This window comes from Shewanella sp. Pdp11, assembly GCF_002838165.1.
Taxonomy (GTDB): Bacteria; Pseudomonadota; Gammaproteobacteria; order Enterobacterales; family Shewanellaceae; genus Shewanella; species Shewanella hafniensis.
The window spans coordinates 962,173-988,493 of record NZ_CP015194.1; the positions used below are offsets into that span (position 1 = coordinate 962,173).

A 26,321-nucleotide genomic window follows, 5' to 3' on the forward strand; every position below is an offset into this window, starting at 1 on the left:
AAGCGCCAATTTATGAAGGTGCGCACAAAATAGGGCTTTAAATAATCCTTCATCCTCAATGTCGCACTTACAAGTCAACCTTAGATATGCATCACTTTGTCGGCAGCTAATGTCCAGCGGGTTAAATCTTGCAGCGTACCTATGTGCGCGCCTTCGATGATCATTTTCGCGGTAACGCCTCGCGCTTGAGCACAGGTCTTACAAAGCAGGATTGGCACTTGCTGCGCCGAGAGAATTTCAAACATCTGTTGTAGGTTGTAGCTTAAGTCGGGTGTGGTTTGATTTTTGAGTGCGCCAAACACGGCATCTGACATGAGGAAGAGTTTGAGATCGACCACTTGCTCGTCCTGATCCTTCAGTGCTAATGCGATGCGTAAGCTGTTAAATAGCTTTTCTGTCCCGTAAGGGCTGGCGTGGGCCACGATAAGAATACTTTGCATCAGGTTTTCCTTATATTTGTCGTAAACTGGGCGATGGGGGTGATAAGGCAATACGGTTGCGTCAGTCTAGCGCAATTGACTATAACTATTTGAGCGCAAGATCGTATAAAAAGGCATAAATACTTGATTTGCACCGACACAATGGACTTTAATAGCGGTTAATCTCTGCTCAATTTTTAGCTAGACTCGGTTGCCATGGACACTGTCCTAATGGACGTTGGCAAACCCATTGACACGGCTTCTGATGAGAAGCGGCCATCAAAGGTGAACAAGAATGAAGATCTTAGTCGTATTTATACTGATTGCTGTCGGGGTGTTTTTATTCCTTCGCGCGCAGCGATTAGCGAAAGAAGAACAAGAGGCGATGAAACCTAAATCGACCACGGTAAAACCTGTTGTTCCTACCGAAGAATTACCAATTTCCTCCGCTGCTGAGCCCGAGCCTGTTGAGCCTGAACCAGTTGAGCCGGCAGAGGACGCTCGTGTGGTGGAAGTTGAGCCCGTCATCGAAGTGGAAGCCGAATTAATGCCCCGTGAGACGAATGAGCCAGCGAACATTTCGGTGGCGCTAGACACAGATATTATCGAAGTCGATATTCCTGCGGCTCATAATGAAGAGGCGGTGATCATTTTAGGCACCACGCCAACAGATGAACAAGCTGACACCGAAGGTGATGTTAAGACGGAAGCAGAGCCAGCATCGAGCAAGCGTTCAGAGGTCGGTGCCCCAGGGGCTTGGGCGAATGTAACCTTAGTTCGGGCCTTTGAAGAGTATCAAGGGGCGACATCAGCCAGTGCTCGCTATACCGCGCTGCAAAATATGGTTGCAGAGTGCTACAAGCAGCGTAAATCGGCGGATTATCTCAACTATGGCGCTCAGTTAGCTGAAGAATATGTCGCACTGTTCCAAGCGGCTAGCGCCGAGCAAGGCAAAGATACTGAGCTCAAATCTTCCGGTTTCTTGCATTTAGCCACCTTGCTGAATGATACTCAAGCCTTCGATGCCGCTATTGTCATTTGTCGTAAAGCATTAGCGCTTGGGCTGAGCGATGGCACTGTCACTGGCTTTGAGGGCCGGATAAATCGAATTGAGAAAGCACAGGCTAAAGCCGCCACGGCTTAACACTTTGGCTGGGAGCGCTTAGCGGGTAAATCCTTAAACGAAAAGCGGTTATTTCCCTCGTCTAAGCAGTGTAGAATCCCTGCTAACTGAATGCGCAAAAGGCGAACTAAGGTTCGCTTTTTTTATGGGCTTGATAGGGGAAAAATGAAACTAAGCTATGCCTTACCGAATGTCTTATTCGGGCTTGGATTATTGCTACTCAGTGGCTGTACTAAAACCCCAGAATGGACCCTATTTTATTATCCCGATGTGAGTGCCATACCGGTGACGCCTTTGCAGGCCGAGGATATTAATGGCTACTACGACACCCTAGCGCAATGCCAGAGCAAGGCCCACGGCATGCAGCGTCTAAGCAGCTCTGGTGTGAGTGGCTTTGGCCTTGGGGTGTATCAATGTGGGCACCTATGTGAGTTCGACGATAAGTCGGTGCTGGTTTGCAAGACCATGAGCCAATAGGTGGACAAGATGAAGTTTAAACAGGATTTTTTTACACAGTTACCTGAGTTTTACTCGCAGGTGTACCCGCAAGGGATAACTAAGCCCGAGTGGCTAGCATGGAGTGATGACGCTGCGCAATTGATTGGCTTGAGCCAACCCACAGATGAGCTGTTATTGGGCTTGTCTGGCAATGCCGCCGTCGATGGCGCGACTTACTATGCTCAAGTCTATAGCGGCCACCAATTTGGTGGTTATACGCCGCGCTTAGGGGATGGACGCTCGATTATTTTAGGTGAAGCGATTGGCCCAAATGGCGTATGGGATGTCGCCCTAAAGGGCGGTGGTCCGACGCCTTATTCGCGCCATGGTGATGGCCGCGCTGTGATGCGCTCTGCCGTGCGTGAGTTTTTAGTCTCTGAGGCGTTGCATCATTTACATGTGCCGACGACCCGCGCCTTGGCCGTGATTGGCTCTGATCTACCTGTATGGCGTGAGAGCCAAGAAACCGCCGCTATTACCGTGCGTTTAGCCCGCAGCCATATTCGTTTCGGTCATTTCGAGTTTTTCTGCCACAGTGAGCGCGGCCGCGCCGATAAACTGATCCAATTACTCAACTTCACTATTACTCAGCATTATCCCCATTTGAGTTGTGATGCCGCAGGCTATAAAGCGTGGTTTTTACAGGTAGTGCAAGATACCGCCAAGATGATTGCCCACTGGCAGGCGGTCGGTTTTGCCCATGGCGTGATGAACACAGACAATATGTCGATTCTGGGTGACAGTTTTGACTTCGGCCCCTTTGCGTTCCTCGATACGTTCCAAGAAGACTTTATCTGCAATCATTCGGATCCCGAAGGTCGTTATGCCTTTGGCCAGCAGCCGGGTGTCGGTTTGTGGAACTTGCAACGCTTAGCGCAGGCGCTCACACCTGTGATCCCATCCGATGACTTAATTGCCATTCTTAATCAATACCAAGAGGCGCTAGTGCAGCCTTATTTGCGTTTGATGCGGGCAAAACTAGGTCTATCAGCAGTTGATGTTTCGTCGGTAGAGCAGGACAAGCAGGATCTCGACCTCATAGGTCGATTTACTGTGCTGATGGAGAAAAATCAGCTTGATTACACTCAGACTTGGCGTCAATTAGGTAAGTTAGATCCGACCAGCAAACACAGTGCGCTGCGGGATGACTTTATCGATGTCAGCCAGTTTGATGCTTGGTATCAAGCCTATCAACAGCGATTGGGCGCGGTGGCTGATATCCCTGCGTGGCAAACTGAGCGCAATAGTGTGAATCCCAAATATATTTTGCGTAACTATTTAGCCCAAGAGGCGATAATCGCAGTGGAAGAGGGTAATCTTGCGCCGCTGCATTTGCTGCAAAAAATCTTAACTCAACCCTTTGCCGAACACGCAGAGCATGAAGACTTAGCTAAGCGTCCACCGGACTGGGGCCAAGGTTTGATCATGTCATGTAGTAGTTGATTGGATAACAAGCATGAAATTACCAAGCACGTATTTAAAAGCTATTAGCTTAAATACCATAAGCTTAGATAGAAGCGCCTTAAGTTTAGCGGTCAGTGCGGATATCGATTTTGATCGTTTCGCCGACTTTGCCGAACCCTTAGCCGCGGCGCTCGATTGCACTGTGCGCGAGCGTCAGTGGGGCGCCGACAGGCATCAATGGTTATTAGAATTTGAAGGCAGCCAGTTATGGCTCAATTATGAGTTTTACGGCAACATTTGCTGGCTCTCGACTGAACGAGATGCCGATTTTGAGGTGCTGGAATACTTAGCTGCTTTGCTGCAACCTCACCTAAGAGTGAACTGAATATGAGTCAGAATATGACGCCACCGACCACGAGCTCTAGCGGCGCTGAGTTTCATTTTCAAGCGCTAACGCCGGATTTGATCTTAGATGCGATCGAAAGTCTGGGCGTGTACCCGGAAACGGGTTTGCTTGCGCTGAACAGCTACGAGAACCGCGTGTATCAGTTCCGCAGCGATGAAGGGCTGCGCTATGTGGTGAAGTTCTATCGTCCCGACCGTTGGAGCGACGCGCAGATCCAAGAGGAGCACGATTATGCGCTCGCACTTGCGGCAGAAGATATCCCAATTGCGGTACCTGTGATCATCGAAGGTCATACCTTACACAAGTACCAAGGTTATCGATTTACCTTGTTTCCTTCATTAGGTGGCCGCGCCTTTGAAGTCGATAATTTAGAACAGCTGGAATTAGTGGGTCGATTCATCGGTCGGATACATCAGTACGCGGCGCAAACGGTATTTACTGAACGTGAACCCTTGAATCCGCAGATTTTAGGCGCCGAGCCGCTCGCGTGGTTAAAGCAATCCAATCTGGTGCCTAACAGCCTACGCTTACCGTTTTTTACCGTCGTTGAGCAAGTGTTGGCTAAGGCGAATGCGATTTGGGATCGCCAAGATTTTGCGGCCATTCGCTTACACGGCGATTTACACCCAGGCAATATTTTGTGGACGCCAGACGGTCCCGGATTCGTCGATTTAGACGATGCGCGTATGGGACCGGCGATTCAAGATCTATGGATGATGTTAACGGGTGATAGAGCGCAGCAGTTGATGCAGCTTGAAATTTTACTCGAAGCCTATGAAGAATTTTGTGAGTTTGATACAAGACAGTTAGCCTTGATTGAACCGCTTCGGGCGCTGCGTATGGTGCACTACAACGCGTGGATTGGCCGTCGCTGGGACGATCCTGCTTTTCCGATGAACTTCCCTTGGTTTGGGGATGAAAAATATTGGGAACAGCAGATCTTGGCATTTAAGGAGCAACTTTTTGCCCTTGGCGAGCCACCACTGAGCCTAGTGCCTTATTAGTATTGAGCAAAATATGATGTCACAGACGTATCTTGTGACATTAGATTGAACTCTTACGCTTGAGTTACACTCAAAAAATGGAATATGTTAGTCTCCAGCCAATTTATCAAAAATGATTTAAGGAATGTTCATGAAAAAAGTATTACTTATGGCCGCGGCTTTGTTACTGGCGCCACTGGCTGTATCGGCTGTGGAATACCAAGAAGGTGTGCATTACACAGTGATTAATGATGGCCCAGCAACCGCTAAGCCAGAGATCACTGAGTTTTTCTCTTTCTATTGCCCACACTGCTTTAATTTCTCTAAAACAGTTGTGCCAAAAATTCTCGCCGAAAAGCCAGAAGGCGTAGCGTTTAACCAAGCACACGTTGATTTTATTGGTAAAGAAATGGGCGTTGAAATGTCACGCGCATTTGCTGTTGCACATCAGTTAAATGTCGATGAAAAAATGGATGCGGCGTTATTCTCTGCCATTCATGAGAAAAAAGAACACTTTACTAGCCTTGCCGATATTCGTGCCCTTTTCGTGGCTAACGGTGTCGATGGTAAAACCTTCGATGCGGCGGCAGAATCTTTCATGGTGAAGGCGCAAATGGCTAAAATGAAGCGTGATACTGAAAACGCTAAGCTGACAGGCGTACCTGCTCTCGTCGTTAACGGTAAGTATCGTGTTGAGACTGGCGCGATTAAATCCTACGACGAACTGTTAGATATCGCTTTCTACTTAGCCAAAAAATAGTTTTATGGCGTTATCACATCACTGTAATGCGGGTTTGTGATAATGCTGAATATAATGAGTTTGAAAGGAGCCTGAGGGCTCCTTTTTTATTGCGGTACGGCGCGGACTAGGCGATGTTGAGGTTAGTCGCTTGAACTTATTGAATAAAAGTGAGGCAAAAAATAGGTAAAAAAAACCGTACTTCTTGTAAAAGAAAGTACGGACTTGAGCCAGAGGACTCATTTTTACCCTGAGTAACGCTAATAATTTAGCAGAGTGTCAAAAAATTGGCAAGTGACATTATTATGGCGTTCTTCTTTTTTGCTCACAGGGTGACATATTCATAGTTTAACTAAATCAAACGATTAAGTATTTTTGGCGATAAAAGATGAAAAATACCACTCTAACGATGAAACTCAAGTGGCAAAGCTTCTGTCAAACAACTGTAATCAATAACAACAAGAATGCTTGTAGGTGGTCATATGAGAGTTTTTCCTGTCTACGCACCTAAGCTTATCGTTAAGCATGCGCGTATTTTTCTCACTGGTGTTATTTGGGTTAAAGACTTAGGACGATTGGAATTTGAGAAGGGACGGTTTTTGCTGCCAAGAAAAAGCCTGCCAAAAGTGAAGCAGGCTATTTTAGAATTGAACGAACTGATCGAAGCGCAGCATCATCAAACAAAGGCTGTTTAGATTTCGCTGTTTAACAAGCCAACAAGGCCAGTCACTTTTTCGTTCCAAGAAGTGAGTTCTTCTTGTAGTTGCTGGTTTTGCGCATTCAATTGTTGATTGTGCTCACTCAGCGTAGACGCTTTTTGCTTCTCTTCTTCAAGCTCCATTTTTAGAAGCTCGATAGTTTCGAGTGCAGCCTGGATTTTGGTTTCCAGTTTGGACAGTAATTCAAGGCTCATCTGGAGAGTCCTATGGTTTCTGGATGGGACTGTGATTCTAGCAGTGCCTAGAACTTAAGGAATAGCGATTCTTGTCGTTTGGTCAAAAAACATCCTATTACTGGGTTCTAAATTAAGTTTTTTTGCATTTGTTATTAACTCGTTAGTATTCTTGGTTTTATTTTTTATCGGAATGGTCCATGTCGCCTAGTCTGCTCGCCATACTCCCACTACTGTTGACCTTAACCTTAGCCCTGTTTTTACGTCGTACACTGGTGGCGTTAGGCGTCGGCATCGTCTCTGGCGCGCTATTGATCGCCCAATTTGACCCACTGCAAACTGGGCGGTATTTGCTTGATATCGGCGTTAAACAATTCTATGCCCAAGGTGCTTGGCAAGCGTGGCACCTCAATGTGCTATTGGCCATGTTGCTGCTAGGCAGCATGACGCAGTTATTAGCACGTGGCGGCGCCGTGGGTCAGTTTGGTGATTGGCTTTATAGCCGTATCCGCACTGAACGTCAGGCGCGTCTGGGCGTCGTTTTCCTTGGTTGGTTAGTGTTTATCGATGGAATTTTCAGTTGCCTTGCCGTCGGCCATGTTTGTCAGCCATTGAGCCAGCGTTATGGTATTCGTCATGAGCAGCTCGCCTATTTGGTCGATTCCAACGCTTCACCTCTGTGTGCGCTATTGCCTTTCTCCAGCTGGGGCCCCTATGTGATGGCTCTGATTGCGGGGATCAGCTTTTTGCCCGAGTCACCGCTGGAAGCCTTTATCGATGTGGCTTTGTTTAATTTTTACGCCATAGTGACCTTAGGTTTATCCGTGCTTGTCGCTTGGTATGGTGTGGGGTTTCGCTCTTTTGTTGCCCCTATAGAGGCCAAATCCTCAAATGCGGTCGAGGCTAGGGGAAATCCTTGGCTGCTTGCTATTCCTATGCTGACGCTGTTATTGGCTTCAGTGGGATTAACTTTGTGGTCGGGGGCTCAGCAGGTCTCGTCTTGGGATGTGTCGCTCTGGCTGGCTAAGGCTGATATTGGTGCCTCTATGCGTGATGCTTGTTTATTGGCGACCTTGGTCACTCTGATTATGTTGAGCTTGTCTGGGCGACGTTTAACGGCGTTAGTGGGGGATTTGAGCCACGGTGTGCGTATTATTGCTTTCGCCATTGCGATTTTGCTCTGTACTTGGATGATTGGCGCTGTGATCCAAGATCTTGGCGTGGCGAAATTGTTAGCTGCTTGGGCTAAGTCTTATCTTTCTCCGCACTTGCTGGTGGCGGGCATGTTTTTACTCTGCGCGATTATGGCTTTTGCGACGGGTTCAAGCTGGGGCACATTTGCGATTATGATCCCGATTGGCGCTGAGATTGCCCATAATTTAGATCCTCATCTGTTATTGCCTGTATTGAGCGCTGTGATGGCGGGATCAGTTTTTGGCGATCACTGCTCGCCCATCTCAGATACCAGCGTGCTCAGTGCGACCAGTTCAGGTTGCGCTCCCCATGACCATGTGGTGACTCAGTTGCCTTTCGCGTTAATCGCGGCGTGTTCGGCCTTGGTAGGATTCCAATTAGTGAATTTAGCTGTGGCGACGCCGTTAGTGTGGTTGGCCGTGGTGAGCTGTGGTCTCGGTTTATTTGCCTTGATGGCACGTTTCTACTCGCCTTGGCCTAAGTTAGCGGCGCAGACATAACACCTGTTTATCGTTAAAATGGCCTATTCGGTTTGAGTGAAACCCTTTATTTCAATGTACTGATTTAAGAGATGATCAATATGAGCATTACCCGTTTAGACGTTGGCACCCGCATGAGCAGCATAGTCATTCACCAAGGTACTGTGTATCTGTGTGGCCAAGTGGCGAAGGATAAGTATCAAGATATCACTGAGCAAACCGTCACTATGCTGGAGGAAGTCGATACCTTGTTGGCCCAGGCGGGGAGTTCACGTGAGCATATATTGTCAGCGACTATCTATCTGAAAGACATGGGTGATTACGATGCGATGAATGCCGTATGGGATGCTTGGGTGCCTAAAGGCCATGCACCAGCTCGCGCTTGCGTGCAGGCTGCTATTGCTGAGCCCGAATATTTGGTTGAAGTGTCTGTGATCGCGGCGATTCAGTGACCGATTTCAACCGATAAAATTATAGTTGCCATGTGTTGCCACTGTTAATCTTGTTTAGTGGCAATTAGCACCCTGCCAAATTCAGCATTCGCATCGGCAGGCGTGATGGCAACGATATGGTCGAGCCTAAGGGCGTGTTGAGTTTGCTGCTGGATAACAAGCCACTCGGTTTTGTCGGCTCTGGTCTGCGTGGTGATGGCTTGACCCTGGCACTGCGTGCCATCAAGCAACTCAATCTTGAGCTGATAACTGCGCAGGCAGGCAAGTTCGAGGTAATCGTAGTGTTCGCAGGGGATCATTTTATAATCTGACATGGGATCGTCTCATTGGGAGTTCGACCCTATTGTGACAAAAATACTTGCCATTGGCATTATATGCGCGCCCCTCTTGACTTTATTCCTGTCGCTCCCTAGTCTGCTTGTTCAGTAATCAAGGTGGTATGCGATGGAAATAACTTACAATTTAAAACCTGCGTCCGAGCGCCGTACTGAGCAATTCAAGCCCGAGGGGAATGTGGGCTTTGGTAGCCTCAGAACCGATCATATGTTTTTGATGGATTATCATGATGGGCAATGGTGCGATCCACGCATCGTTCCCTATGGTCCATTTGAAATGGCACCGGGTGCAATGGCGTTGCATTATGGCCAGTCGATCTTCGAAGGCGCGAAAGCCTTTATGCACGAAGATGGCGAGATTTATACTTTCCGTATTAATAAGAATGCCGAGCGGATGAATCGCTCCGCCGATATCGTCTGTATTCCTAATATCGATGAACAAGTGCAGATGGATGCGATCAATGCGTTGATCGATGTCGATCGCCTGTGGTTCCCGATGCAAGAAGGTGCGTGTCTGTATATTCGCCCCTTTATTTTTGCGACCGAAGACCGTCTCTCTGTGAGCCCTAGCACGCGTTATACCTTCTGTGTGGTATTAAGCCCAAGTGGTGCTTATTACGCCGCTGGCGTGAACAAAGGCATACGCTTACTGATCAGCAAGACTTTCCATCGTGCGGTATCGGGTGGCACTGGCGCATCAAAAGCGGCGGGTAACTATGCGGCTTCGTTGCGTGCGGGTAAAGCCGCGGCAGCCTTTGGTGCATCGCAAGTGTTATATCTCGACTCGACCAATCAACAGATTGAAGAAGCGGGCGCGATGAACCATTTCCACATCTTAAAAGATGGCACTGTGATTATCCCTACTTTTACAGATACCATTCTTAAGTCGATCACCTCGCAATCTATCATGGAATTGGGTGAGATGCTCGGATGTGAAGTGCGCCAAGAGACTGTCATGCTTGATCAATTTATCGCCGATATCGAATCGGGTGAAATTATCGAGGCGGGTGGTTTTGGTACGGCAGCCGTGGTTTCAGCCGTGGGCTCCTACATTTTTGAAGATGGCCACATAGTCACAGTTGGTAATGGTGAAGTGGGCGAGCATATTCAGCGCATCTACAAACTGTATACCGAAATCCAAAAGGGCCACATTCAAGGTCCTGAAGGCTGGGTTAAGCGTGTTGAACGTTTAGCAAAGTAAGGAATTTGTGGTGATGTTTAAAGGCTCCTAGGAGCCTTTTTTATTGGCTGAATTTTGCGATGACATTGGTAGACTTCGCCTCAAATCAAAGTGGCTGTGGTTTAGAGTGATTCTTGAGTAAAGTTAAAAAGTCCGCGGCACTTAAGGGTTTGCTGAGTAAGAAGCCTTGTACCTGATCGCAACCCTGCATCGCCAAGAAGTTGAGTTGTTCTTGGGTCTCTACGCCTTCGGCGACAACGTTGAGGTCTAAACTGTGGGCGAGGGCGATAATGGCGCTGGTGATGGCCGCATCGTCGGGATCATTGGTGATGTCTCTGACGAACTCTCGATCAATTTTCAGCGTGTCTATCGGGAAGCGTTTGAGATAACTCAGGCTCGAATAACCCGTCCCAAAATCATCCACCGCTATGGTCAAGCCTAGGGCCTTTAGTTTAGATAGAATACTGACTGACTCCTGCGGATTGCCCATGATCATCGACTCTGTCAGTTCAAGCTCAAGGGATTGTGCCGGGAGACCTGATACTGCCAAGGCAACTTCTATAGTGGAGATAATATCGGCCTTAAGTTGGCGAGCCGATAGGTTAACGGCGACAGTGATACCGTTGAATCCTAAGCTATTCCATTCGGCTAATTGCTGGCAGGCTTGATTGATCACCCAATGACCAATTTGAGTGATGATGCCGGTTTCTTCCGCCAGCGGAATAAACTCGACGGGGGAGATGGGGCCAAGTTGAGTGTGATGCCAACGTAAAAGCGCTTCTATCCCAGTCAGCGAGCCATCTTTTAAACAGAACTTAGGCTGATAAACTAAGCTCAACTCGTTGCGCTGAATCGCCTGTTTTAACCCACTTTCGAGTTGCACATGGCGTGTGGCAATTTCATTTAACTTAGAGGTGTAAAACTGGAAGTTATTCCTGCCTGATGATTTTGCGTGGTACATGGCAGTATCGGCAAATTTAATCAGCGAGTCGGCGTTGTCGGCATCGTTTGGATAGAGACTGATACCGATAGAGGTCGAAATGGTCAGCGTTTTATCGTCCAATAAAAAGGGCGTTTGGAATGCTCTGAGCACTTTTTCTGAGATCAAAGTAGCGGCTTTGGTTTTGGCCACTCCTTCTAAAATAATGGTAAATTCGTCACCGCCTAAGCGTGCAACCGTATCGCCATCGCGCACTGCATTTTGCAGTCTTCTGGCAACGGCTTTGAGCAGTAAATCGCCGACATGGTGACCCATGGAGTCGTTAATATGTTTAAAGCGGTCGAGATCTAAAAACAGTAAGGCGACGATATTGTTCGCTCTATGCGCTTGGGTTATCGCGTGATTAAGCCTGTCTTGGAACAAGGTTCGGTTGGGTAGGCCAGTTAACGTGTCGAAACTGGCGAGGAAACGCAGATCTTCTTCGGCTTTTTTTCGCTCTGTAATGTCGGTAAATACCGCAACGAAGTGGCTGGTTTCACCTTTAATGTCGATAACTTGGTTGATCTCTAGCCAGACTAGAATTGCCTGCCGTTGTTTATTGCGGATCCACAGTTCCCCAACCCAATGTTTATGACGCAGCAGCTGCTGTTCAATGGTATTGAACAATTCACGCTGTTGGCGGCCAAAGGCTAAGTGAGTAAAATGTCTGTCGCTGATTTGGCGTTCTGTGTAACCTGTTATCGTGCAAAATGCAGGGTTTACCGAGCGAATGCGATAGTCTAGGCCCGCTACTACAACGGCTTCATTCATGCTGTTGAGCACTTGTGAGGACAAGACCAACTCGTTCTCAATCAGCTTACGAGAGGTGATGTTACGGTTAGTCCCTGTCATGCGGATCGGATTATCTAAACTATCTTTTTCAACCACTTTGCCACGATCTAAAATCCATACCCAATTACCCGGTGAGCGTTCGACACGGTACTCGGCTTCGAAGAAAGGTGAGCGGCCTTGAAGATGCTCGTTTAGCTCAAGTTTGAATCTCTCTCTGTCTTCTGTGTGCATGCTCTCATGGGCAATATTGCTGCTATTCCAATGGGGAATCGAAGCATCCATATTGGTACGATAGACTCGATTTTCGGGTATGTTCCAGTCCCACATGCCATCGCCAGATGCCCACAGTGCCAGCTTTAGTCGCTCCTCAGAGGCGCGGATACTGGTTTCAAATTCACTTTGTATGTGACGTTTCTTTTTACGCCAGCGAATAATCCAAACCAGCAAGCCTAATGTGAGTAAGAAATAAAGGGCGTAGGCGAACTGAGTGCGATAGAAGGGGGCTTGTACATTCAGATCGACAATCAGCGCATAGGCACCTTCTGAGTTATATTGCAGCCCATGACGAACATGTAATCGGTAATGGCCAGGATTGATGTTAGTAAAGGTGATTTCATTGCCTGTGGGTAGCTCATGCCATCTGTTATCAAACCCTTCGAGATAATAGCTGAAACGGTTTTTACCCGTGTAGCTGAAATCTAATGAGGTCACCTCAAAACTGACTAGCTGATCGCTATAGTCCATCACTATGCTAGGGGGGCGGCTTAAATCGAGAATCGTATGGCCTTTTCCCGCAATGCTATAGCCAGTGAGTGCGACTTTAACATCGGGTCTTTGATCTGGAATCGACTTGGGATTGAAACGATTGATGCCATTAATGCCACCAAACCAAAGATCGCCATCGCTGTCCTGCAGTTTTACGCCGCCGTTAAACTCCAGTGCCTGCAATCCTTCTTGTTCGTTGAATATGATGACGCGATTGGTTTTAGGGTTAAGTTTGCCTATGCCGGCATTGCTGCTAAACCAAATGTTATGTTCTTGGTCCTCAAGTAAGGCGTAGATGGTATCGCTTGGTAATCCCTGATCGCGGGTGTAATGAGTAAAGCTTGTATCGGCATCTTGTGAGGGTAACTTACTGATCCCGCCATGGGTGGCGAACCATACCTCACCTGCGTGTGTCACTAGAATATCGCGGACACGATTGTTAATTAGACTTTTCTTATCTGAGGATTGGTGGAAGTAAGATTTACCTATGCCCGTTTTCATATCCAGTTTCAGTAGGCCATCGAGTGTGCCTATCCAAAGCGTATTTTTGTGCGCTCTTAGGATTAAAAACTGGTTTTGTGCCGGATAGAAATTATCAATATATGCCAATGAGATAAAAGTAAATTCATCGGTATCTATAGCCTTGCGATAGAGGGCGTGGGTCGTTGCTACCCAGAGATGGCCTTGATCATCAATTTCTAAACTTCGGATGTAATTGGCTTCAGAGCCTTGGTCTGTACTTGCTGTGACCTTGAGTAATTGGAAATCTCCCTCTGGCGATAGCCGACCGAGTCCATAGTTAGTGGCAAACCAGAGCACGCCCGCTTTGTCTTGAGCAATATCTCGCAGGGTGAGGTTTAAATTGCGTTGATGCACCCCTAAGGCGTTCGCAAATCGCTCCGTATAGTGCTCATATTTACCGTTAGCTAACATGCGCTTAAGCCCTGCACCTTCAGTGCCTATCCAGAGGGCATTATCTTTGCTACGGAATAAGGTGCGAATATTGTTGCTCTGTTGCGACAGGTCCGTGGTGTATTCGAAAATATGCTGAAAATACTGACGGCGGGTATTAATTTTATCTAAACCCGAATAACTGGCGCCTAACCATAAATTGCCAAAGGGGTCTTGCAGCAAACTCAGTATGTTATTTTCACTGATACTGTTGGTGCGCTTAGGATCATACCTATGATAGGTCGCAGTGAATATTTTGTCGTTTCTCTCGAGTTGAATGAGACCTGCTTCAGGCCCGACGACCCAAAAATCACCCTGTTCGGTTTGGATAAAATCCTTAATGTAAGGCACGTTATCGTCAGTCTGCCAGAGGATTTCGCCCTGCTGCGAGGCCAAGTTGTAGTGCCATAGTTGTCCACCTAGGGCTAAAGTGATCGAGTAGGCCGAGTTCGCTTTAATTTGATAGGTAGTGACATTTTGCGGCACGTTTAAGCGAGTGATGGTATTTGCACTGACGGCAAAGGTGCCGCTATCTTGGGTACCTGCCAGCAGGTAAGTGTTTTCAACATTGGCTAAGCTAGTGATATAGGGCTCGACGCTATTACCTAAACTGACCTGGGTAATGCGTTTGGTTTTAGTCGATAGGGAAAATAGTCCTGCTTTAGTACCAATCCAGAGTGTATTACCCACTATGCTGAGTTTGGTGGTGCGGGGATCGGTCAAACCTTGTTCTTGGCCAAAATGCTCAAAGGTCCCTGTACTCAAATCGAGTCGATTGACCCCTTGGCTGAACGTGGAAACCCAAATATAGCCTTCGGAATCTTGAATAATGTCAGAGATATAACTATCAGAAATACTGCTAGGATCGTTGGGAGAGTGGGTAAAAATGGTGAAGTTATGACCGTTGTAGGCATGCAAACCATCTTGAGTACCAATCCACAACATGCCAGCACTGTCCATAAACAGGCTGGTAATCGTATTCTGGTCGAGACCATCTTCACTGCGAATATGTTCAAATTTAAGCTGTGTGAAAGCCGCGCTCAATGGTTGCGTTAATCCATTGCACGATATCCCCCACAAACTTAGGATACAAAGCGCGCCTAGCACTAGCTTGTGGATTAGTTGACTCAAATTTTCCCCTACCAAAAAACGGACCCATCCTGATTAGATTTCTATTTAGTTTAGTTCTTATCCTAGACCTTAAATGCCATTTTGTTGTAAAAACTTTAGCTTAAATTGCTGACTTGGTTTAAAAACAACCAAAATCGATGGGCGCGATTCTATCACCGATCATGCGATAGCTCAAATATGCTGTTTTAGTGTCTTTGTGCTGATTATGCCGAGTTTGTTTTCTGGTGTTTAAGCCTAAGAATCTTAGCACTGTTTAAGGTAGGCCAACATATTATGCTGCGACAAATACGGTGAAAATCAGTGCGTGGGGTCACTAAAGTCACGAGGGCGAATAGAAAAAGACCTTGCCGGAAGGGGGAGAAGCAAGGTCTTTGGTTGAACTATTTTAAGGCTATAGCGGGTGCATCTCAGTTATGGCCATAACCGAGGTCAAAATCTAAATAAACGATTAGAAACAATCGCTCGGTACGCGCACAAAACCTTCCATCAGTACGCGGGCGCTGCGGCTCATAATGGCTTTAACGACTGTCCATTCGCCATCAACGAGTGACGCCTCTGCGCCGACGCGCAAGGTGCCAGAGGGATGACCAAAGCGTACCGCGCTTTTTTGACCGCCACCTGCGGCTAAGTTGACTAAGGTGCCGGGAATGGCTGCTGCAGTACCAATCGCGACGGCGGCAGTGCCCATCATGGCGTGGTGCAACTTACCCATAGATAGGGCGCGCACTAATAAGTCGATATCATCTGCATTGACCGTTTTACCGCTCGATGACACATACGTTTTTGGCTTAGCGACAAAGGCAACCTTAGGTGTATGTTGGCGTGTAATGGCTTCATCTATATGTTTAATCAAGCCCATACGCACAGCCCCATAGGCGCGAATGGTTTCAAACTTAGCCAGCGCGGCGTTATCCCCGTTGATATCATCCTGCAGCTCAGAGCCTGTGTAGCCTAAGTCTTCAGCATTGATAAAAATGGTAGGAATGCCCGCATTGATCATGGTGGCGTTAAAGCTGCCAATCCCCGGCACGTCTAGCACATCGACGACATTGCCCGTAGGGAACATGCTCCCCCCGTCACCATCTTCGTCGGCGGCAGGGTTCATGAATTCGATTTGCACTTCGGCGGCAGGAAAGGTCACACCATCGAGTTCAAAATCACCGGTTTCTTGCACTTCACCGTGGGTTATGGGTACATGGGCGATAATGGTTTTGCCGATATTGGCCTGCCAAATACGCACTGTGCAGACGCCATTTTGTGGAATACGGTCGCCATCTATTAAGCCATTGCTGATGGCGAAAGCACCAACGGCGGCGGTCAGGTTGCCACAGTTACCGCTCCAATCGACAAAGGGTTTGTCGATAGCCACTTGGCCAAAGAGGTAATCCACATCGTGATCGGCCTGAGTGCTTTTGGATAAAATCACGGTTTTACTGGTGCTCGAGGTGGCGCCGCCCATGCCATCGATTTGCTTGCCGTAAGCGTCTGGGCTGCCAATCACCCGCAGCAGCAGGGCATTACGGGCGGGGCCGGCCACTTGTGCCGCTGCGGGCAAATCCAGCAAGCGGAAAAACACGCCCTTACTGGTGCCGCCACGCATATAGGTTGCGGCGACTTTGATTTGGGGCGGGAAAAGATGATTACTCATGCTATTAACTCCAAAGGGAATAGCGATACAGGTTAGTGTCGATATCAAAGGTGGCGATTCACGTGTGGAGTCGCCACCTGTTTAAAGCGAGTTTTACTTCAGATTCGACTCTAAAAAGTCCTGAGCAAAACGCTGCAATACGCCGCCCGCCTCGTAGATAGACACTTCTTCGGCGGTATCGAGACGACAGGTGACCGGCACTTCGATGCGCTCACCGTTTTTACGGGTGATAACGACAGCTAAGTCCGCTCTTGGCGCTGGCGTGCCTAGGACATCGAACACTTCTGTGCCATCTATTCCATAAGTTGCACGATTGTCACCGGCTTTAAATTCCAGCGGCAACACGCCCATACCGACTAAGTTAGTGCGATGAATGCGCTCGAAACCTTCGGCAACAATGGCCTCAACGCCCGCTAAACGCACGCCTTTGGCAGCCCAGTCGCGGGACGAACCTTGGCCGTAATCAGCGCCCGCTATGATGATCAGCGGCTGCTTACGTTCCATATAGGTTTCAATCGCTTCCCACATACGGGTCACTTGACCTTCTGGCTCGATACGCGTCAGTGAGCCTTGTTGCACTTTGCCATCAACCAGCGCCATTTCGTTTTTAAGCTTAGGATTGGCAAAGGTTGCGCGCTGGGCGGTTAAGTGATCCCCCCTGTGGGTGGCGTAGGAATTAAAGTCTTCCTCCGGCAAGCCCATTTTGTGCAGGTATTCGCCTGCGGCGCTGTCCATCATAATGGCGTTCGACGGCGATAAATGGTCTGTGGTGATGTTGTCACCCAGCACCGCCAGTGGTCGCATACCCTTGAGTGCGCGCTCTCCGGCCAATGCGCCTTCCCAGTAAGGTGGGCGACGAATATATGTAGATTGCGGACGCCAATCGTACAGCGGGCTTATTTGCTCACCGTAATCGACGGCTAAATCGAACATAGGCTCGTACACTTTGCGGAACTGTTCAGGTTTAACGCTTTTGGCAATCACGGCATCGATTTCTTCATCCGATGGCCAAATGTCGATAAGTTTGACTGGGTTACCGTCTTTATCTAATCCCAGCACATCCTTTTCGATATCGAAACGTATGGTGCCAGCAATCGCATAGGCCACCACCAATGGCGGCGATGCTAAGAAGGCTTGTTTAGCATAGGGATGAATACGGCCATCGAAGTTTCGGTTACCGGATAATACGGCAGTGGCGTACAAGTCGCGGTCGATGACTTCTTTTTGAATAACAGGATCCAGTGCGCCGCTCATGCCGTTACAGGTAGTACAGGCAAAGCCGACGATCCCAAAGCCAAGTTGCTCAAGCTCAGGTAATAAATTGGCCTCTTCTAAATAGAGTTGTACCGCTTTGGAGCCGGGGGCCAGTGAGGTTTTGACCCAAGGTTTACGGCTTAAGCCTTTGGCGTTGGCGTTGCGGGCAATCAGGCCGGCGGCAATTACGTTACGTGGATTACTGGTGTTAGTGCAGCTAGTGATGGCGGCGATGATCACTGCGCCATCTGGCATTAGGCCCGGCTCGTTTTCGACTACGCCGCTAATGCCACGTGCGGCCAATTCTGAGGTTGGCACCCGAGCATGTGGATTAGACGGGCCAGCAATGGTGCGCACCACTGACGAGAGGTCAAAGTGTAATACGCGTGGATATTCGGCCTGTTTTAAGTCATCGCTCCACAAACCTGCAGTTTTTGCATAGGTTTCAACCAGTTTGACTTGCTCGGCTTCGCGGCCGGTTAAGGTCAAATAATCCAGCGTTTGCTGATCGATATAGAACATGGCGGCGGTGGCGCCAAATTCAGGCGTCATGTTCGAAATGGTGGCGCGATCGCCGAGTGTCAGCGCCGCGGCGCCTTCGCCGAAGAACTCTAAGTAAGAAGACACCACTTTTTGTGCGCGTAAAAATTCGGTGAGCGCTAATACTATATCGGTCGCCGTGATGCCAGGCTGCGGCTTGCCGGTTAGCTCGACGCCGATAATATCCGGCAAACGCATATAGGAGGCGCGGCCCAGCATCACACTTTCGGCTTCTAGTCCGCCGACACCTATGGCGATAACGCCCAGTGCATCAACGTGTGGTGTGTGGCTGTCGGTGCCAACTAAGGTATCGGGGAAGGCAACACCGTCGCGTGCATGCACTACAGGTGACATACGTTCTAAGTTAATTTGGTGCATGATGCCATTACCCTGAGGAATAACATCGATATTCTTAAAGGCTTTTTGCGTCCAATCAATAAAGTGGAATCTGTCTTCGTTGCGTCTGTCTTCGATGGCGCGGTTTTTAGCAAAGGCGTCTTTATCGAAACCGCCAAATTCGACAGCGAGTGAGTGATCGACAATTAATTGAGTTGGCACCACTGGGTTCACTTTAGCTGGGTCGCCCCCTTTCGCCGCAATCGCATCACGCAGACCCGCAAGGTCAACTAAGGCGGTTTGCCCCAAAATATCGTGGCACACCACGCGGGCAGGAAACCAAGGGAAATCCAACTCTTGCTTAGATTCAATAATCTGTTTTAGCGAGGCGGTTAAGTCCGCTGGATCGCAGCGGCGGACTAAGTTTTCCGCCAGCACGCGCGAGGTATAAGGCAGCTTGGCGTAGCTGCCTGGCGCAATGGCTTCCACGGCTTCGCGGGTATCGAAGTAATCGAGTTTGGTGCCTGGTAAGGGCTTGCGATATTGGGTGTTCATAACAGTGCTCATAACATCATCCATTTCGGAAAATGAAGTTGGCGCGAGCATCACGTTGAGTGAAATCTCGCGCCAAGTGGGGTCAGTTTTGCTTAACGGTTGGCAATCGGTACCACTTTGCGCGGTGCCACGCCCACATAATCGGCACTCGGGCGGATGATGCGGTTGTTAGAACGTTGCTCCATCACGTGCGCCGCCCAGCCTGTTACCCGTGAACACACGAAGATAGGCGTAAACAATTTAGTCGGAATATCCATGTAGTGGTACGCGCTGGCGTGGAAAAAATCTGCATTACAGAAGAGCTTTTTCTGTTCCCACATCAGGGCTTCGCAGGCAACCGATACTCGATATAGGCGGTCGTCACCGTTGGCTGCCGCCAGTTTTTCTGACCATTCTTTGATGATGGCATTACGTGGATCGCTGTCGCGGTAAATCGCATGGCCGAAGCCCATGATTTTATCTTTACGCTCCAGTTTACCCATTAAGATGTCGCGCGCATCGGCTTCATCTTTCATGTCTTGAATGAGTTCCATCGCCGCTTCGTTTGCGCCGCCATGCAGCGGGCCGCGCAGTGAACCAATGGCACCAGTGACGCATGAATGCATGTCTGACAGGGTGGAAGCACAGACGCGAGCGGTAAAGGTTGATGCGTTAAACTCATGTTCTGCATAAAGAATCAAGGATACGTCCATCACTTTTGCATGCAGTTCAGACGGCGCTTTACCGTGTAATAAATGCAGGAAGTGGGCGCCAATTTGATCGTCATCGGTTTCAGTGTCGATACGCACACCGTCGTGACTAAAGCGATACCAGTAACAGATGATTGATGGAAAGGCGGCTAATAGGCGATCGGTGATTTCACTCTGTTCGCTAAAGTTGTGCTCGGTTTCTAAATTGCCCAGCATAGAGCAACCTGTACGCATCACATCCATAGGATGAGTGTCTGCAGGAATGCGTTCTAATACTTCTTTTAAGGCTTGCGGCAGACCGCGAAGGCCTTTGAGTTTGGTTTTGTAGGCATCAAGCTGGGCTTGAGTGGGCAACTCGCCGTAAAGAATGAGATAGGCGACTTCTTCGAAGGTGGCGTTTTCACCGAGATCTTTCACATCATAACCGCGGTACGTGAGGCCCGAGCCTGACACGCCCACTGTGCTTAATGCGGTTTCGCCTGCGCTTTGGCCACGTAGTCCTGCACCGCTTAACTTTTTACCTTCTGACATAATGTAATCCTTCCGTTAACGCTATTTGATTATTGCCAGCGCCGAGCACTGGCGTTTATTGGTTAAGGCTGCTGATGTAGGGCGGCAGCTTGTCGGTTATTTATCTTGGCTAAATAGTTGATCTAACTTGTCTTCAAAGGCGTGATAGCCCAAGTATTGATACAAGTCTTTACGGGTCTGCATAGTGTCGAGCACGTTACGTTGATGGCCATCATTCATCAGCGCTTGCATCACGTTCAGTGCCGCTTGGTTGGCTGCACGGAAAGTACCGAGTGGATAAAGCACCATGTCGGCGCCCGCCTCGGCGAGTTCTTCTTTATTGAACAATTGGGTTTGGCCAAATTCAGTCATGTTGGCCAAAATCGGTGCTTTGACTTGCGCTTTAAAGTGGCGATATTGGTCTAGCTCAGTTAAGGCTTCGGCGAAGATCATGTCAGCGCCGGCGGCAATATAGGCTTTTGCGCGTTCGATACCGGCTTCTAAGCCTTCAACGGCAACCGCATCGGTACGCGCCATGATCACAAAGTTAGGATCGGTACGGGCATCGACCGCCGCTTTAATGCGATCCACCATTTCTTCAATGCTCACGACCGCTTTGTTAGGTCTGTGGCCGCAACGCTTTTGCGACACTTGGTCTTCCATGTGCACTGCGGCGACGCCGATTTTTTCGAATTCTTTGATGGTACGAGCAATGTTGAATGCGCCGCCCCAGCCAGTATCGATATCTACCAATAAAGGCACTTGTGTGGCTGAGGTGATACGACCGGCATCGATCAGCACGTCGTTCATTGAGGTCATACCTAAGTCAGGCAAACCGTAGGAAGCATTGGCAACGCCAGCGCCCGAAAGATACAAGGCTTGGAAGCCAGTTTGCTCTGCCATCAAGGCAAAATAGGCATTGGTGGTGCCAACGATTTGTAACGGTTTAGCCTTAGCAAGAGCTTGGCGAAAACGTAATCCTGCGCTTTGGGTCATGGTCTTATCCTTTTCCATTTATGGGAAGTGGGCATATTGAGCCGTAAGAACTTAGCTAATGTTGGCTAAGGTTTCTTTTGCGGCTGCATTGGCTTGCAATTCAATTAAGCGTAATTCGGTATTTTTACGCCCCTGTTCGATATGGCGGCGCATCAGCAAACTGGCCAACTCACCATCGCGCTGGGCAATGGCTTCGACTATGCGTCTGTGCTCGGCAATCGCTTTCACGGGACGATTTTTATTAGTGCACTGGTAGCGATACATACGTAGCAGGTGGTACAGGCCGCCGACTAAGGTTTCCTGCAGATGCTTGTTACCGCTGGCTTGAATAATTTGGTAGTGAAAATCGACATCGCCTTCCTCTTGGAAGTAAGTATCGCCCTTGGCGAGCGCCGCTTCTTGCGTTGCGAGTAGATCTTCTAACTTGGCTAATTGTTCTGGGGTGATACGACTGGCGGCCAGTTCGCAGGCCATGCCTTCAAGTACGCTACGCAGTTGATATAAGTCGTTTAGTTCGCTCACTGTCAGTTGTGCGACGCGGGCGCCCACATGGGGCGCACGCACCACTAAGCGTTGTCTTTCTAAGGTTTGCAGGGCTTCGCGGGTCGGGCCGCGGCTGATGCCGTATTTTTCGGCCAGTGCTTGCTCGTTAATCTTGCTGCCTGCAGGTAGTTCGCCCTTGATGATGCTGGTTTGGATCTGCACCAAAATTTGATCGGCGAGTGTGGTCGACGTTTTATCTGCTGAGGTCGATTTGACCTTATGCAGGTGGGGAACTTGAGTGTCATCAGAAACGAACGTCGTGTCTTGCTTCAACATAGAGCGCATCACTATTAATAGGATTGTCGACAATGGGTAAAAAATAGCCCTCCCTTGGTGGATTGTCAACAATGTGTTTACTTAGACGTAAGTCTACATCCTAATTGATTTTTATTTATTGTTCTGATTTTTATAGTTTTATTTAAATTTATTCGTTTTTAATATTTTAGGTTATGAATTTTTAAATATTAAATTGTCAACAATGATGTGGTTTTCATTTTCCGACTTCGTTGCGGATGTTGATGGTTTGGGGAAAATCGTCCAAATACATTTGGCATGTTTATCCTTCGCGTTATGCTATGGGCGGAATGAGACATTTGGGGATGACAGAGGAAAAAGTGTTAGTGAGCAGTTGTTTACTCGGGCAAGCGGATTGGACTGCGCATCTTAACTGCCCAAGGTGAGGATGTGACCCACGCTTTTAGTCTAGGAGCCGATCTCGCGCTTAAGCTGGCGCAGCAACACGGGATTAAAGTGGCGATTTTAAAAGCCCGCAGTCCATCCTGTGGTAATAGGCAGATTTACGATGGTCAATTTGTAAAACAGTTAATTGCGGGACAAGGATTAACGGCTGAAAAACTCAGCGCCGCAGGAATAACCGTATTCAATGAATTGGAGTTATCCGCTGCAGCGACATGCGTTGCTGAACTAGAGCAAAGCTAGAGACGAGCTAGCTTGCTTGAGTGTGATTAGTGCTGGTGGCGCTATCCGCGACATTTTGATTTGTTTGCAGTAACGCATGAATTTGTTGATCTTTTTCCGCCCACACTTGGTTTAACCAGCGTTGGAACTCGACGCGATATTCAGATTCAGAGAAATAACGCGTTGGATCAACTTGAGGCACGGGCAGGGCGTTGATCCGCACGATAATCTTGCTGACCTTGCCGTTCATCACCCCAAACAGAATATCGTCAGGCGCATCTGGGTAGACAATTGTCATATCCAGCAGGTTAGTAAATTGCTCACCCATGGCCGATAGGGTAAAAGCGATTCCACCTGCTTTAGGACGTAACAAATGTTGATAAGGTGAGTTTTGGCGTTGATGTTTATCACGGGTAAACCGGCTGCCTTCAACATAGTTAATGATCGAGGTGGGCATATTTTTAAACTTTTCGCAGGCGCGGCGTGTGGTCGCTAAATCTTTGCCCTTAAGCTTCGGATTCTTCTTGAGTTTTGCCGGGCTGGTTCTGTTCATAAATGGCATATCCAGCGCCCAACATCCTAGGCCCATGATAGGCACATAGATGAGTTCTTTTTTGAGGAAGAACTTCAACATAGGAATATGGTTGCGTAACACATAAGTTTGCGCGGCGATATCGAAGCCACTGAGGTGGTTGCTGATCAGTAAGTACCAGCTGTTTTTATCGAGTCCTTCTAGGCCTTCGACATCCCACTCAATTTTAGCGATCAAATACAAGATGCCACCGTTGCAGCAGGCCCACGCCCACATAAAACGATTCATGACGGTGGACACTGCATTACGTGTACCTTGCGTAGGCATTACGATTTTCACTAATCCGCCAAGACTGATAAGCGAACTCCACACTAAGGTATTAATAATCAGTAGACTCAAACTGATTATAAACAACACTGGCCCGGGCAAGAAATTCAACATAATGGGGTTACCTTTTTTCCTTATCCGCTTGGCTAGCGAGTTGGCTTAACACTTGATCCTTAGCGAGCCAGAGTTGATTCAGTTGTTCTTGGAAGCTAATTTTAAAATCGCGGTCATTCATATAATCGCCGCGCATTGCAGGATCAATATCGGAGACCTTGATGTGTACTTTAACGCTTGGTAACTTGCCTGTCAGGTAGTCCCAATAGCTCGGCACTGCGTCTGGGTAGTAAATGGAGACATCGACGAGCTTGTGGATCTGTTCACCCATGGCTGATAGCGCGAAGGCCATTCCGCCCGCTTTAGGTTTTAGCAAATGTTGGAACTGTGAGTTTTGTTTTTGATGCTTAGCCTTGCTGAAGCGCGTGCCTTCGACAAAGTTCATCACACTCACAGGCTTAGCCTTAAACTTAGCACAGGCTTTACGTGTAATTTCAATGTCTTTGCCCTTTAACTTGGGATTCTTACGCAACTGTGCTGTGCTATAACGACGCATAAAAGGAAAATCGAGTGCCCACCAAGCTAGGCCTAATACAGGTACAAAAATCAGCTCTTGCTTGAGGAAAAACTTTAAGAAAGGGATTTTTCGGTTAAAAATCCGCTGCAGGATCAGGATATCGACCCAAGACTGGTGGTTGGCAATTACCATGTACCACTCTTTAGTGGAAAAGTCGGTGTCACCACTCAGTTCAATCTTAACGGGATGCAAGCAGCGCTCAATCACACCATTTACACTGATCCAAGCGCTGGCACAAAAGTCGAGCACATGGCTCGTCGCAGTCCTTAATGGACTGATAGGTATCAGTTTTATAAAACTGATCAACACGATTGGGATAGTCCAAAAGACGGTATTTATAACGTAGCCTAAAAATGCGATACAGCCTTTTATCTGTGAAAACAGCGTTCCCATCCGAGCCCCCTGACAAAAATTGGAGGCCTATGTTACTCGGTGTCGGCGTTTGGCTCAATCTTAGGCACTGCTGGTCGGTGCATTTGTTAACATTTGTTCCCGCGAAAACTCAATATTGCTGGGATAAGCGGGCGAGTAATCTATCCATAGCGCGATAACCCAGTGCTTGGGCAATATGGCGGCGTTCTGTGTTAGGCACTTGTTCAAGATCGGCAATAGTACGCGCAACTCTTTGTATACGATGAAAACTGCGAACCGAGAGGCCAAGCTTTACCACGCTTTGCTCCAAAAACACTAAATCAGCGTCACTGAGTCCGCTAAAGCGTTTCAATTGTTTCCCTGTGAGTTCACTATTGAGCACGCCAGCGCGGGCGAGTTGCAGCTCACGCGCTAGTTTCACTCGTTTGGCGATATCTTGGCTGGTCTCTGTTTGCGGCGCGGCTTGAGTTAAGGTGCCCGCGGGGAGTTTGGGGACTTCAATGGTTAAATCGAAACGGTCGAGAAACGGGCCTGAAAGCCGCGAAAGATAACGTTGAATCTGTTCGGGGCTCGATCTGTGTTGGCTATCGATATCGCCACTCGGGCTGGGATTCATCGCCGCGATTAATTGGAAGCGACTCAAAAATGTCAGCTTAGCGGCGGCGCGGGAAATCACCACTTCGCCAGTTTCCATCGGCTCACGCAGGCAATCTAAGACTTTACGCGGAAATTCAGCCACTTCATCCAAGAATAATACACCGCGATGGGCGAGGGAAATTTCACCGGGTTTTGGAATACTGCCACCACCCACGAGGGAAATCGAAGAACTCGTGTGGTGCGGCGCCCGAAAGGGTCGCTGTAAAAAATGCTGCGGTTTAATGTCGAGCCCAGCAACGGAATGAATTGCCGCCACTTCTAACGCTTCCTCATAATTGAGCGCGGGCAATAGCGCCATCATGCGGCTGGCAAGCATGGTCTTGCCAGTACCCGGCGGGCCTAGCATCAAGAGGTTGTGGTTACCCGCAGCGGCAATTTCGAGTGCTTGCTTGGCCTGATATTGGCCAATCACATCGCTCAGGCAAGTATGGGACTCGGGCGTCTCTTGGCTTATCCATTCTAATTGTGGCGCTAACGTCGGCAGTTGGTTTTGTCCCTGTAAATAAGCGGCCAGACTCTGCAGGTGCGAGCCAAACAACACATTGGGATAGCCGACTAACTCGGCATCGTGGCGATTATCCAGCGGCAATATCAAGGTATGGTCTTGGCGCTTTGCGGCGATAATCGCCGGTAATAATCCTTGGCAATAACGTATGTGTCCAGACAATGCCAGTTCACCGACAAACTCGAGATTTTTTAGGCTATTAAGGGGGATTTGTTCTGATGCGGCCAATATGCCTACGGCTATGGGTAAGTCGTAGCGGCCACCTTGTTTAGGTAAATCTGCTGGCGCGAGGTTAACGGTTATCCGCCGCATTGGAAACTCGAATCCCGCATTGATCAGCGCGCTGCGCACCCGCTCGCGAGCTTCTTTTACCGACGCTTCAGGTAATCCCACCAGATTAAATGCCGGTAAGCCGTTGCTCAGATGCACCTCAACTGTGACTTGGGGCGCTTCGACCCCACAACTGGCTCGGGTATTGACGCAGGCAATCGCCATAAACAAATCCTTTTGTTGTTCATTTCGCACAGAATTTGAGTGTAGCAGTAATTGACGTTAGGGGTTTTCGATTAACTTGGTCATTCGCCTC

22 protein-coding genes and 1 pseudogene are annotated in these 26,321 nt (G+C 48.5%); 11 read left to right on the top strand and 12 right to left on the bottom strand.

All coding sequences use genetic code 11. The annotated features are described in order from the left end of the window. Positions 1 to 80 precede the first annotated feature (80 nt). Positions 81 to 440: a DsrE/DsrF/TusD sulfur relay family protein gene (locus AYJ58_RS04385; RefSeq protein WP_106649143.1), complete on the bottom strand. Its 360-nt coding sequence runs from the start codon at positions 438 to 440 to the stop codon at positions 81 to 83. A gap of 274 nt (positions 441 to 714) precedes the next feature. On the opposite strand from AYJ58_RS04385, the gene AYJ58_RS04390 reads away from it, so the two are divergent. The 7 genes from AYJ58_RS04390 to AYJ58_RS04425 all read left to right on the top strand — a co-directional run bounded on the left by AYJ58_RS04390 (position 715) and on the right by AYJ58_RS04425 (position 6,267). Then, entirely contained in the window at positions 715 to 1,563 is an 849-nt protein-coding gene (locus tag AYJ58_RS04390) for a hypothetical protein (RefSeq protein ID WP_106649144.1), read from the top strand. Between the two features lie 144 nt (positions 1,564 to 1,707). Continuing rightward, on the top strand, positions 1,708 to 2,019 hold the full coding sequence (locus AYJ58_RS04395) for a hypothetical protein (protein WP_012090451.1): 312 nt from the start codon (positions 1,708 to 1,710) through the stop codon (positions 2,017 to 2,019). A gap of 9 nt (positions 2,020 to 2,028) precedes the next feature. Beyond that, a complete protein-coding gene (locus AYJ58_RS04400; protein WP_106649145.1) occupies positions 2,029 to 3,483 on the top strand; it encodes a protein adenylyltransferase SelO in 1,455 nt (484 codons plus the stop codon). Positions 3,484 to 3,496: 13 nt separating this feature from the next. Next, positions 3,497 to 3,829 (top strand): DUF3630 family protein, encoded by a 333-nt coding sequence (locus AYJ58_RS04405; RefSeq protein ID WP_198555590.1) that lies wholly within the window; start codon positions 3,497 to 3,499, stop codon positions 3,827 to 3,829. Between the two features lie 2 nt (positions 3,830 to 3,831). After that, positions 3,832 to 4,854, top strand: coding sequence for a serine/threonine protein kinase (locus tag AYJ58_RS04410; protein ID WP_106649146.1), 1,023 nt, complete (start codon positions 3,832 to 3,834; stop codon positions 4,852 to 4,854). A 130-nt stretch (positions 4,855 to 4,984) separates the two neighbouring features. Next, positions 4,985 to 5,593, top strand: coding sequence for a thiol:disulfide interchange protein DsbA/DsbL (locus tag AYJ58_RS04415; protein ID WP_106649147.1), 609 nt, complete (start codon positions 4,985 to 4,987; stop codon positions 5,591 to 5,593). Between the two features lie 461 nt (positions 5,594 to 6,054). After that, the gene (locus AYJ58_RS04425; protein WP_106649149.1) at positions 6,055 to 6,267 is read left to right on the top strand and encodes a DUF1107 domain-containing protein; all 213 of its coding nucleotides are present in this window, start codon (positions 6,055 to 6,057) and stop codon (positions 6,265 to 6,267) included. On the opposite strand, the gene AYJ58_RS04430 is transcribed toward AYJ58_RS04425, so the two are convergent. After that, positions 6,264 to 6,485, bottom strand: coding sequence for a cell division protein ZapB (locus tag AYJ58_RS04430; protein ID WP_006083484.1), 222 nt, complete (start codon positions 6,483 to 6,485; stop codon positions 6,264 to 6,266). The genes AYJ58_RS04425 and AYJ58_RS04430 overlap by 4 nt on opposite strands. Positions 6,486 to 6,664: 179 nt before the next feature. Between AYJ58_RS04430 and AYJ58_RS04435 the strand changes: the two genes are divergently transcribed. Together AYJ58_RS04435 and AYJ58_RS04440 are read left to right on the top strand one after the other, a co-directional pair. Continuing rightward, positions 6,665 to 8,158 carry a Na+/H+ antiporter NhaC family protein gene (locus AYJ58_RS04435; protein WP_106649150.1) on the top strand — a complete coding sequence of 498 codons (1,494 nt, stop codon included), beginning with the start codon at positions 6,665 to 6,667 and terminating at the stop codon, positions 8,156 to 8,158. 80 nt (positions 8,159 to 8,238) lie between these two features. Next, positions 8,239 to 8,589 (top strand): RidA family protein, encoded by a 351-nt coding sequence (locus tag AYJ58_RS04440; RefSeq protein WP_106649151.1) that lies wholly within the window; start codon positions 8,239 to 8,241, stop codon positions 8,587 to 8,589. Between the two features lie 44 nt (positions 8,590 to 8,633). Here the strand turns inward: AYJ58_RS04440 and AYJ58_RS04445 are convergent, their stop codons facing one another. Continuing rightward, a complete protein-coding gene (locus tag AYJ58_RS04445; RefSeq protein WP_106649152.1) occupies positions 8,634 to 8,903 on the bottom strand; it encodes a Rho-binding antiterminator in 270 nt (89 codons plus the stop codon). A gap of 130 nt (positions 8,904 to 9,033) precedes the next feature. Between AYJ58_RS04445 and AYJ58_RS04450 the strand changes: the two genes are divergently transcribed. After that, positions 9,034 to 10,125, top strand: a complete 1,092-nt coding sequence (locus AYJ58_RS04450) for a branched-chain amino acid aminotransferase (RefSeq protein WP_106649153.1) — start codon at positions 9,034 to 9,036, stop codon at positions 10,123 to 10,125. Positions 10,126 to 10,210: 85 nt separating this feature from the next. On the opposite strand, the gene AYJ58_RS04455 is transcribed toward AYJ58_RS04450, so the two are convergent. The 6 genes from AYJ58_RS04455 to AYJ58_RS04480 all read right to left on the bottom strand — a co-directional run bounded on the left by AYJ58_RS04455 (position 10,211) and on the right by AYJ58_RS04480 (position 22,069). Next, the gene (locus AYJ58_RS04455; protein ID WP_106649154.1) at positions 10,211 to 14,737 is read right to left on the bottom strand and encodes an EAL domain-containing protein; all 4,527 of its coding nucleotides are present in this window, start codon (positions 14,735 to 14,737) and stop codon (positions 10,211 to 10,213) included. Between the two features lie 433 nt (positions 14,738 to 15,170). Next, positions 15,171 to 16,370, bottom strand: coding sequence for a 2-methylaconitate cis-trans isomerase PrpF (gene prpF, locus AYJ58_RS04460; RefSeq protein ID WP_106649155.1), 1,200 nt, complete (start codon positions 16,368 to 16,370; stop codon positions 15,171 to 15,173). 93 nt (positions 16,371 to 16,463) lie between these two features. Beyond that, on the bottom strand, positions 16,464 to 19,067 hold the full coding sequence (gene acnD / locus AYJ58_RS04465; protein ID WP_106649156.1) for a Fe/S-dependent 2-methylisocitrate dehydratase AcnD: 2,604 nt from the start codon (positions 19,065 to 19,067) through the stop codon (positions 16,464 to 16,466). Positions 19,068 to 19,147: 80 nt separating this feature from the next. After that, positions 19,148 to 20,275: a bifunctional 2-methylcitrate synthase/citrate synthase gene (prpC, locus tag AYJ58_RS04470; RefSeq protein WP_106649157.1), complete on the bottom strand. Its 1,128-nt coding sequence runs from the start codon at positions 20,273 to 20,275 to the stop codon at positions 19,148 to 19,150. Positions 20,276 to 20,371: 96 nt separating this feature from the next. Further along, complete coding sequence (gene prpB / locus AYJ58_RS04475) at positions 20,372 to 21,250, bottom strand: methylisocitrate lyase (protein ID WP_106649158.1); 879 nt, start codon at positions 21,248 to 21,250, stop codon at positions 20,372 to 20,374. 51 nt (positions 21,251 to 21,301) lie between these two features. Continuing rightward, positions 21,302 to 22,069 (bottom strand): GntR family transcriptional regulator, encoded by a 768-nt coding sequence (locus AYJ58_RS04480; protein ID WP_006084449.1) that lies wholly within the window; start codon positions 22,067 to 22,069, stop codon positions 21,302 to 21,304. 366 nt (positions 22,070 to 22,435) lie between these two features. Here AYJ58_RS04480 and AYJ58_RS04485 point away from each other — a divergent pair. Then, positions 22,436 to 22,732, top strand: a pseudogene (locus AYJ58_RS04485) (DUF523 domain-containing protein); the annotation flags it as partial. A gap of 7 nt (positions 22,733 to 22,739) precedes the next feature. On the opposite strand, the gene AYJ58_RS04490 reads toward AYJ58_RS04485, so the two are convergent. From AYJ58_RS04490 to AYJ58_RS04500, 3 genes are all read right to left on the bottom strand, one after another. After that, positions 22,740 to 23,684: an acyltransferase gene (locus AYJ58_RS04490; RefSeq protein ID WP_106649159.1), complete on the bottom strand. Its 945-nt coding sequence runs from the start codon at positions 23,682 to 23,684 to the stop codon at positions 22,740 to 22,742. 7 nt (positions 23,685 to 23,691) lie between these two features. After that, the gene (locus AYJ58_RS04495) at positions 23,692 to 24,594 is read right to left on the bottom strand and encodes an acyltransferase (RefSeq protein WP_106649160.1); all 903 of its coding nucleotides are present in this window, start codon (positions 24,592 to 24,594) and stop codon (positions 23,692 to 23,694) included. Positions 24,595 to 24,703: 109 nt separating this feature from the next. Then, positions 24,704 to 26,230, bottom strand: a complete 1,527-nt coding sequence (locus tag AYJ58_RS04500) for a YifB family Mg chelatase-like AAA ATPase (RefSeq protein WP_106649161.1) — start codon at positions 26,228 to 26,230, stop codon at positions 24,704 to 24,706. Positions 26,231 to 26,321: the final 91 nt, after the last annotated feature.

Bases quoted from the DNA above. Each gene is read 5' to 3' on its own strand.
- AYJ58_RS04425 (WP_106649149.1), top strand. From the start codon at position 6,055: ATGAGAGTTTTTCCTGTCTACGCACCTAAGCTTATCGTTAAGCATGCG.
- AYJ58_RS04450 (WP_106649153.1), top strand. From the start codon at position 9,034: ATGGAAATAACTTACAATTTAAAACCTGCGTCCGAGCGCCGTACTGAG.
- prpF (WP_106649155.1), bottom strand. From the start codon at position 16,370: ATGAGTAATCATCTTTTCCCGCCCCAAATCAAAGTCGCCGCAACCTAT.
- AYJ58_RS04385 (WP_106649143.1), bottom strand. From the start codon at position 440: ATGCAAAGTATTCTTATCGTGGCCCACGCCAGCCCTTACGGGACAGAA.
- AYJ58_RS04405 (WP_198555590.1), top strand. From the start codon at position 3,497: ATGAAATTACCAAGCACGTATTTAAAAGCTATTAGCTTAAATACCATA.
- AYJ58_RS04440 (WP_106649151.1), top strand. From the start codon at position 8,239: ATGAGCATTACCCGTTTAGACGTTGGCACCCGCATGAGCAGCATAGTC.
- prpB (WP_106649158.1), bottom strand. From the start codon at position 21,250: ATGACCCAAAGCGCAGGATTACGTTTTCGCCAAGCTCTTGCTAAGGCT.
- AYJ58_RS04490 (WP_106649159.1), bottom strand. From the start codon at position 23,684: ATGTTGAATTTCTTGCCCGGGCCAGTGTTGTTTATAATCAGTTTGAGT.
- AYJ58_RS04480 (WP_006084449.1), bottom strand. From the start codon at position 22,069: ATGTTGAAGCAAGACACGACGTTCGTTTCTGATGACACTCAAGTTCCC.
- prpC (WP_106649157.1), bottom strand. From the start codon at position 20,275: ATGTCAGAAGGTAAAAAGTTAAGCGGTGCAGGACTACGTGGCCAAAGC.
- AYJ58_RS04445 (WP_106649152.1), bottom strand. From the start codon at position 8,903: ATGTCAGATTATAAAATGATCCCCTGCGAACACTACGATTACCTCGAA.
- AYJ58_RS04395 (WP_012090451.1), top strand. From the start codon at position 1,708: ATGAAACTAAGCTATGCCTTACCGAATGTCTTATTCGGGCTTGGATTA.
- AYJ58_RS04410 (WP_106649146.1), top strand. From the start codon at position 3,832: ATGAGTCAGAATATGACGCCACCGACCACGAGCTCTAGCGGCGCTGAG.
- AYJ58_RS04400 (WP_106649145.1), top strand. From the start codon at position 2,029: ATGAAGTTTAAACAGGATTTTTTTACACAGTTACCTGAGTTTTACTCG.
- AYJ58_RS04500 (WP_106649161.1), bottom strand. From the start codon at position 26,230: ATGGCGATTGCCTGCGTCAATACCCGAGCCAGTTGTGGGGTCGAAGCG.
- AYJ58_RS04495 (WP_106649160.1), bottom strand. From the start codon at position 24,594: ATGGGAACGCTGTTTTCACAGATAAAAGGCTGTATCGCATTTTTAGGC.
- AYJ58_RS04430 (WP_006083484.1), bottom strand. From the start codon at position 6,485: ATGAGCCTTGAATTACTGTCCAAACTGGAAACCAAAATCCAGGCTGCA.
- AYJ58_RS04435 (WP_106649150.1), top strand. From the start codon at position 6,665: ATGTCGCCTAGTCTGCTCGCCATACTCCCACTACTGTTGACCTTAACC.
- AYJ58_RS04415 (WP_106649147.1), top strand. From the start codon at position 4,985: ATGAAAAAAGTATTACTTATGGCCGCGGCTTTGTTACTGGCGCCACTG.
- AYJ58_RS04390 (WP_106649144.1), top strand. From the start codon at position 715: ATGAAGATCTTAGTCGTATTTATACTGATTGCTGTCGGGGTGTTTTTA.
- acnD (WP_106649156.1), bottom strand. From the start codon at position 19,067: ATGAGCACTGTTATGAACACCCAATATCGCAAGCCCTTACCAGGCACC.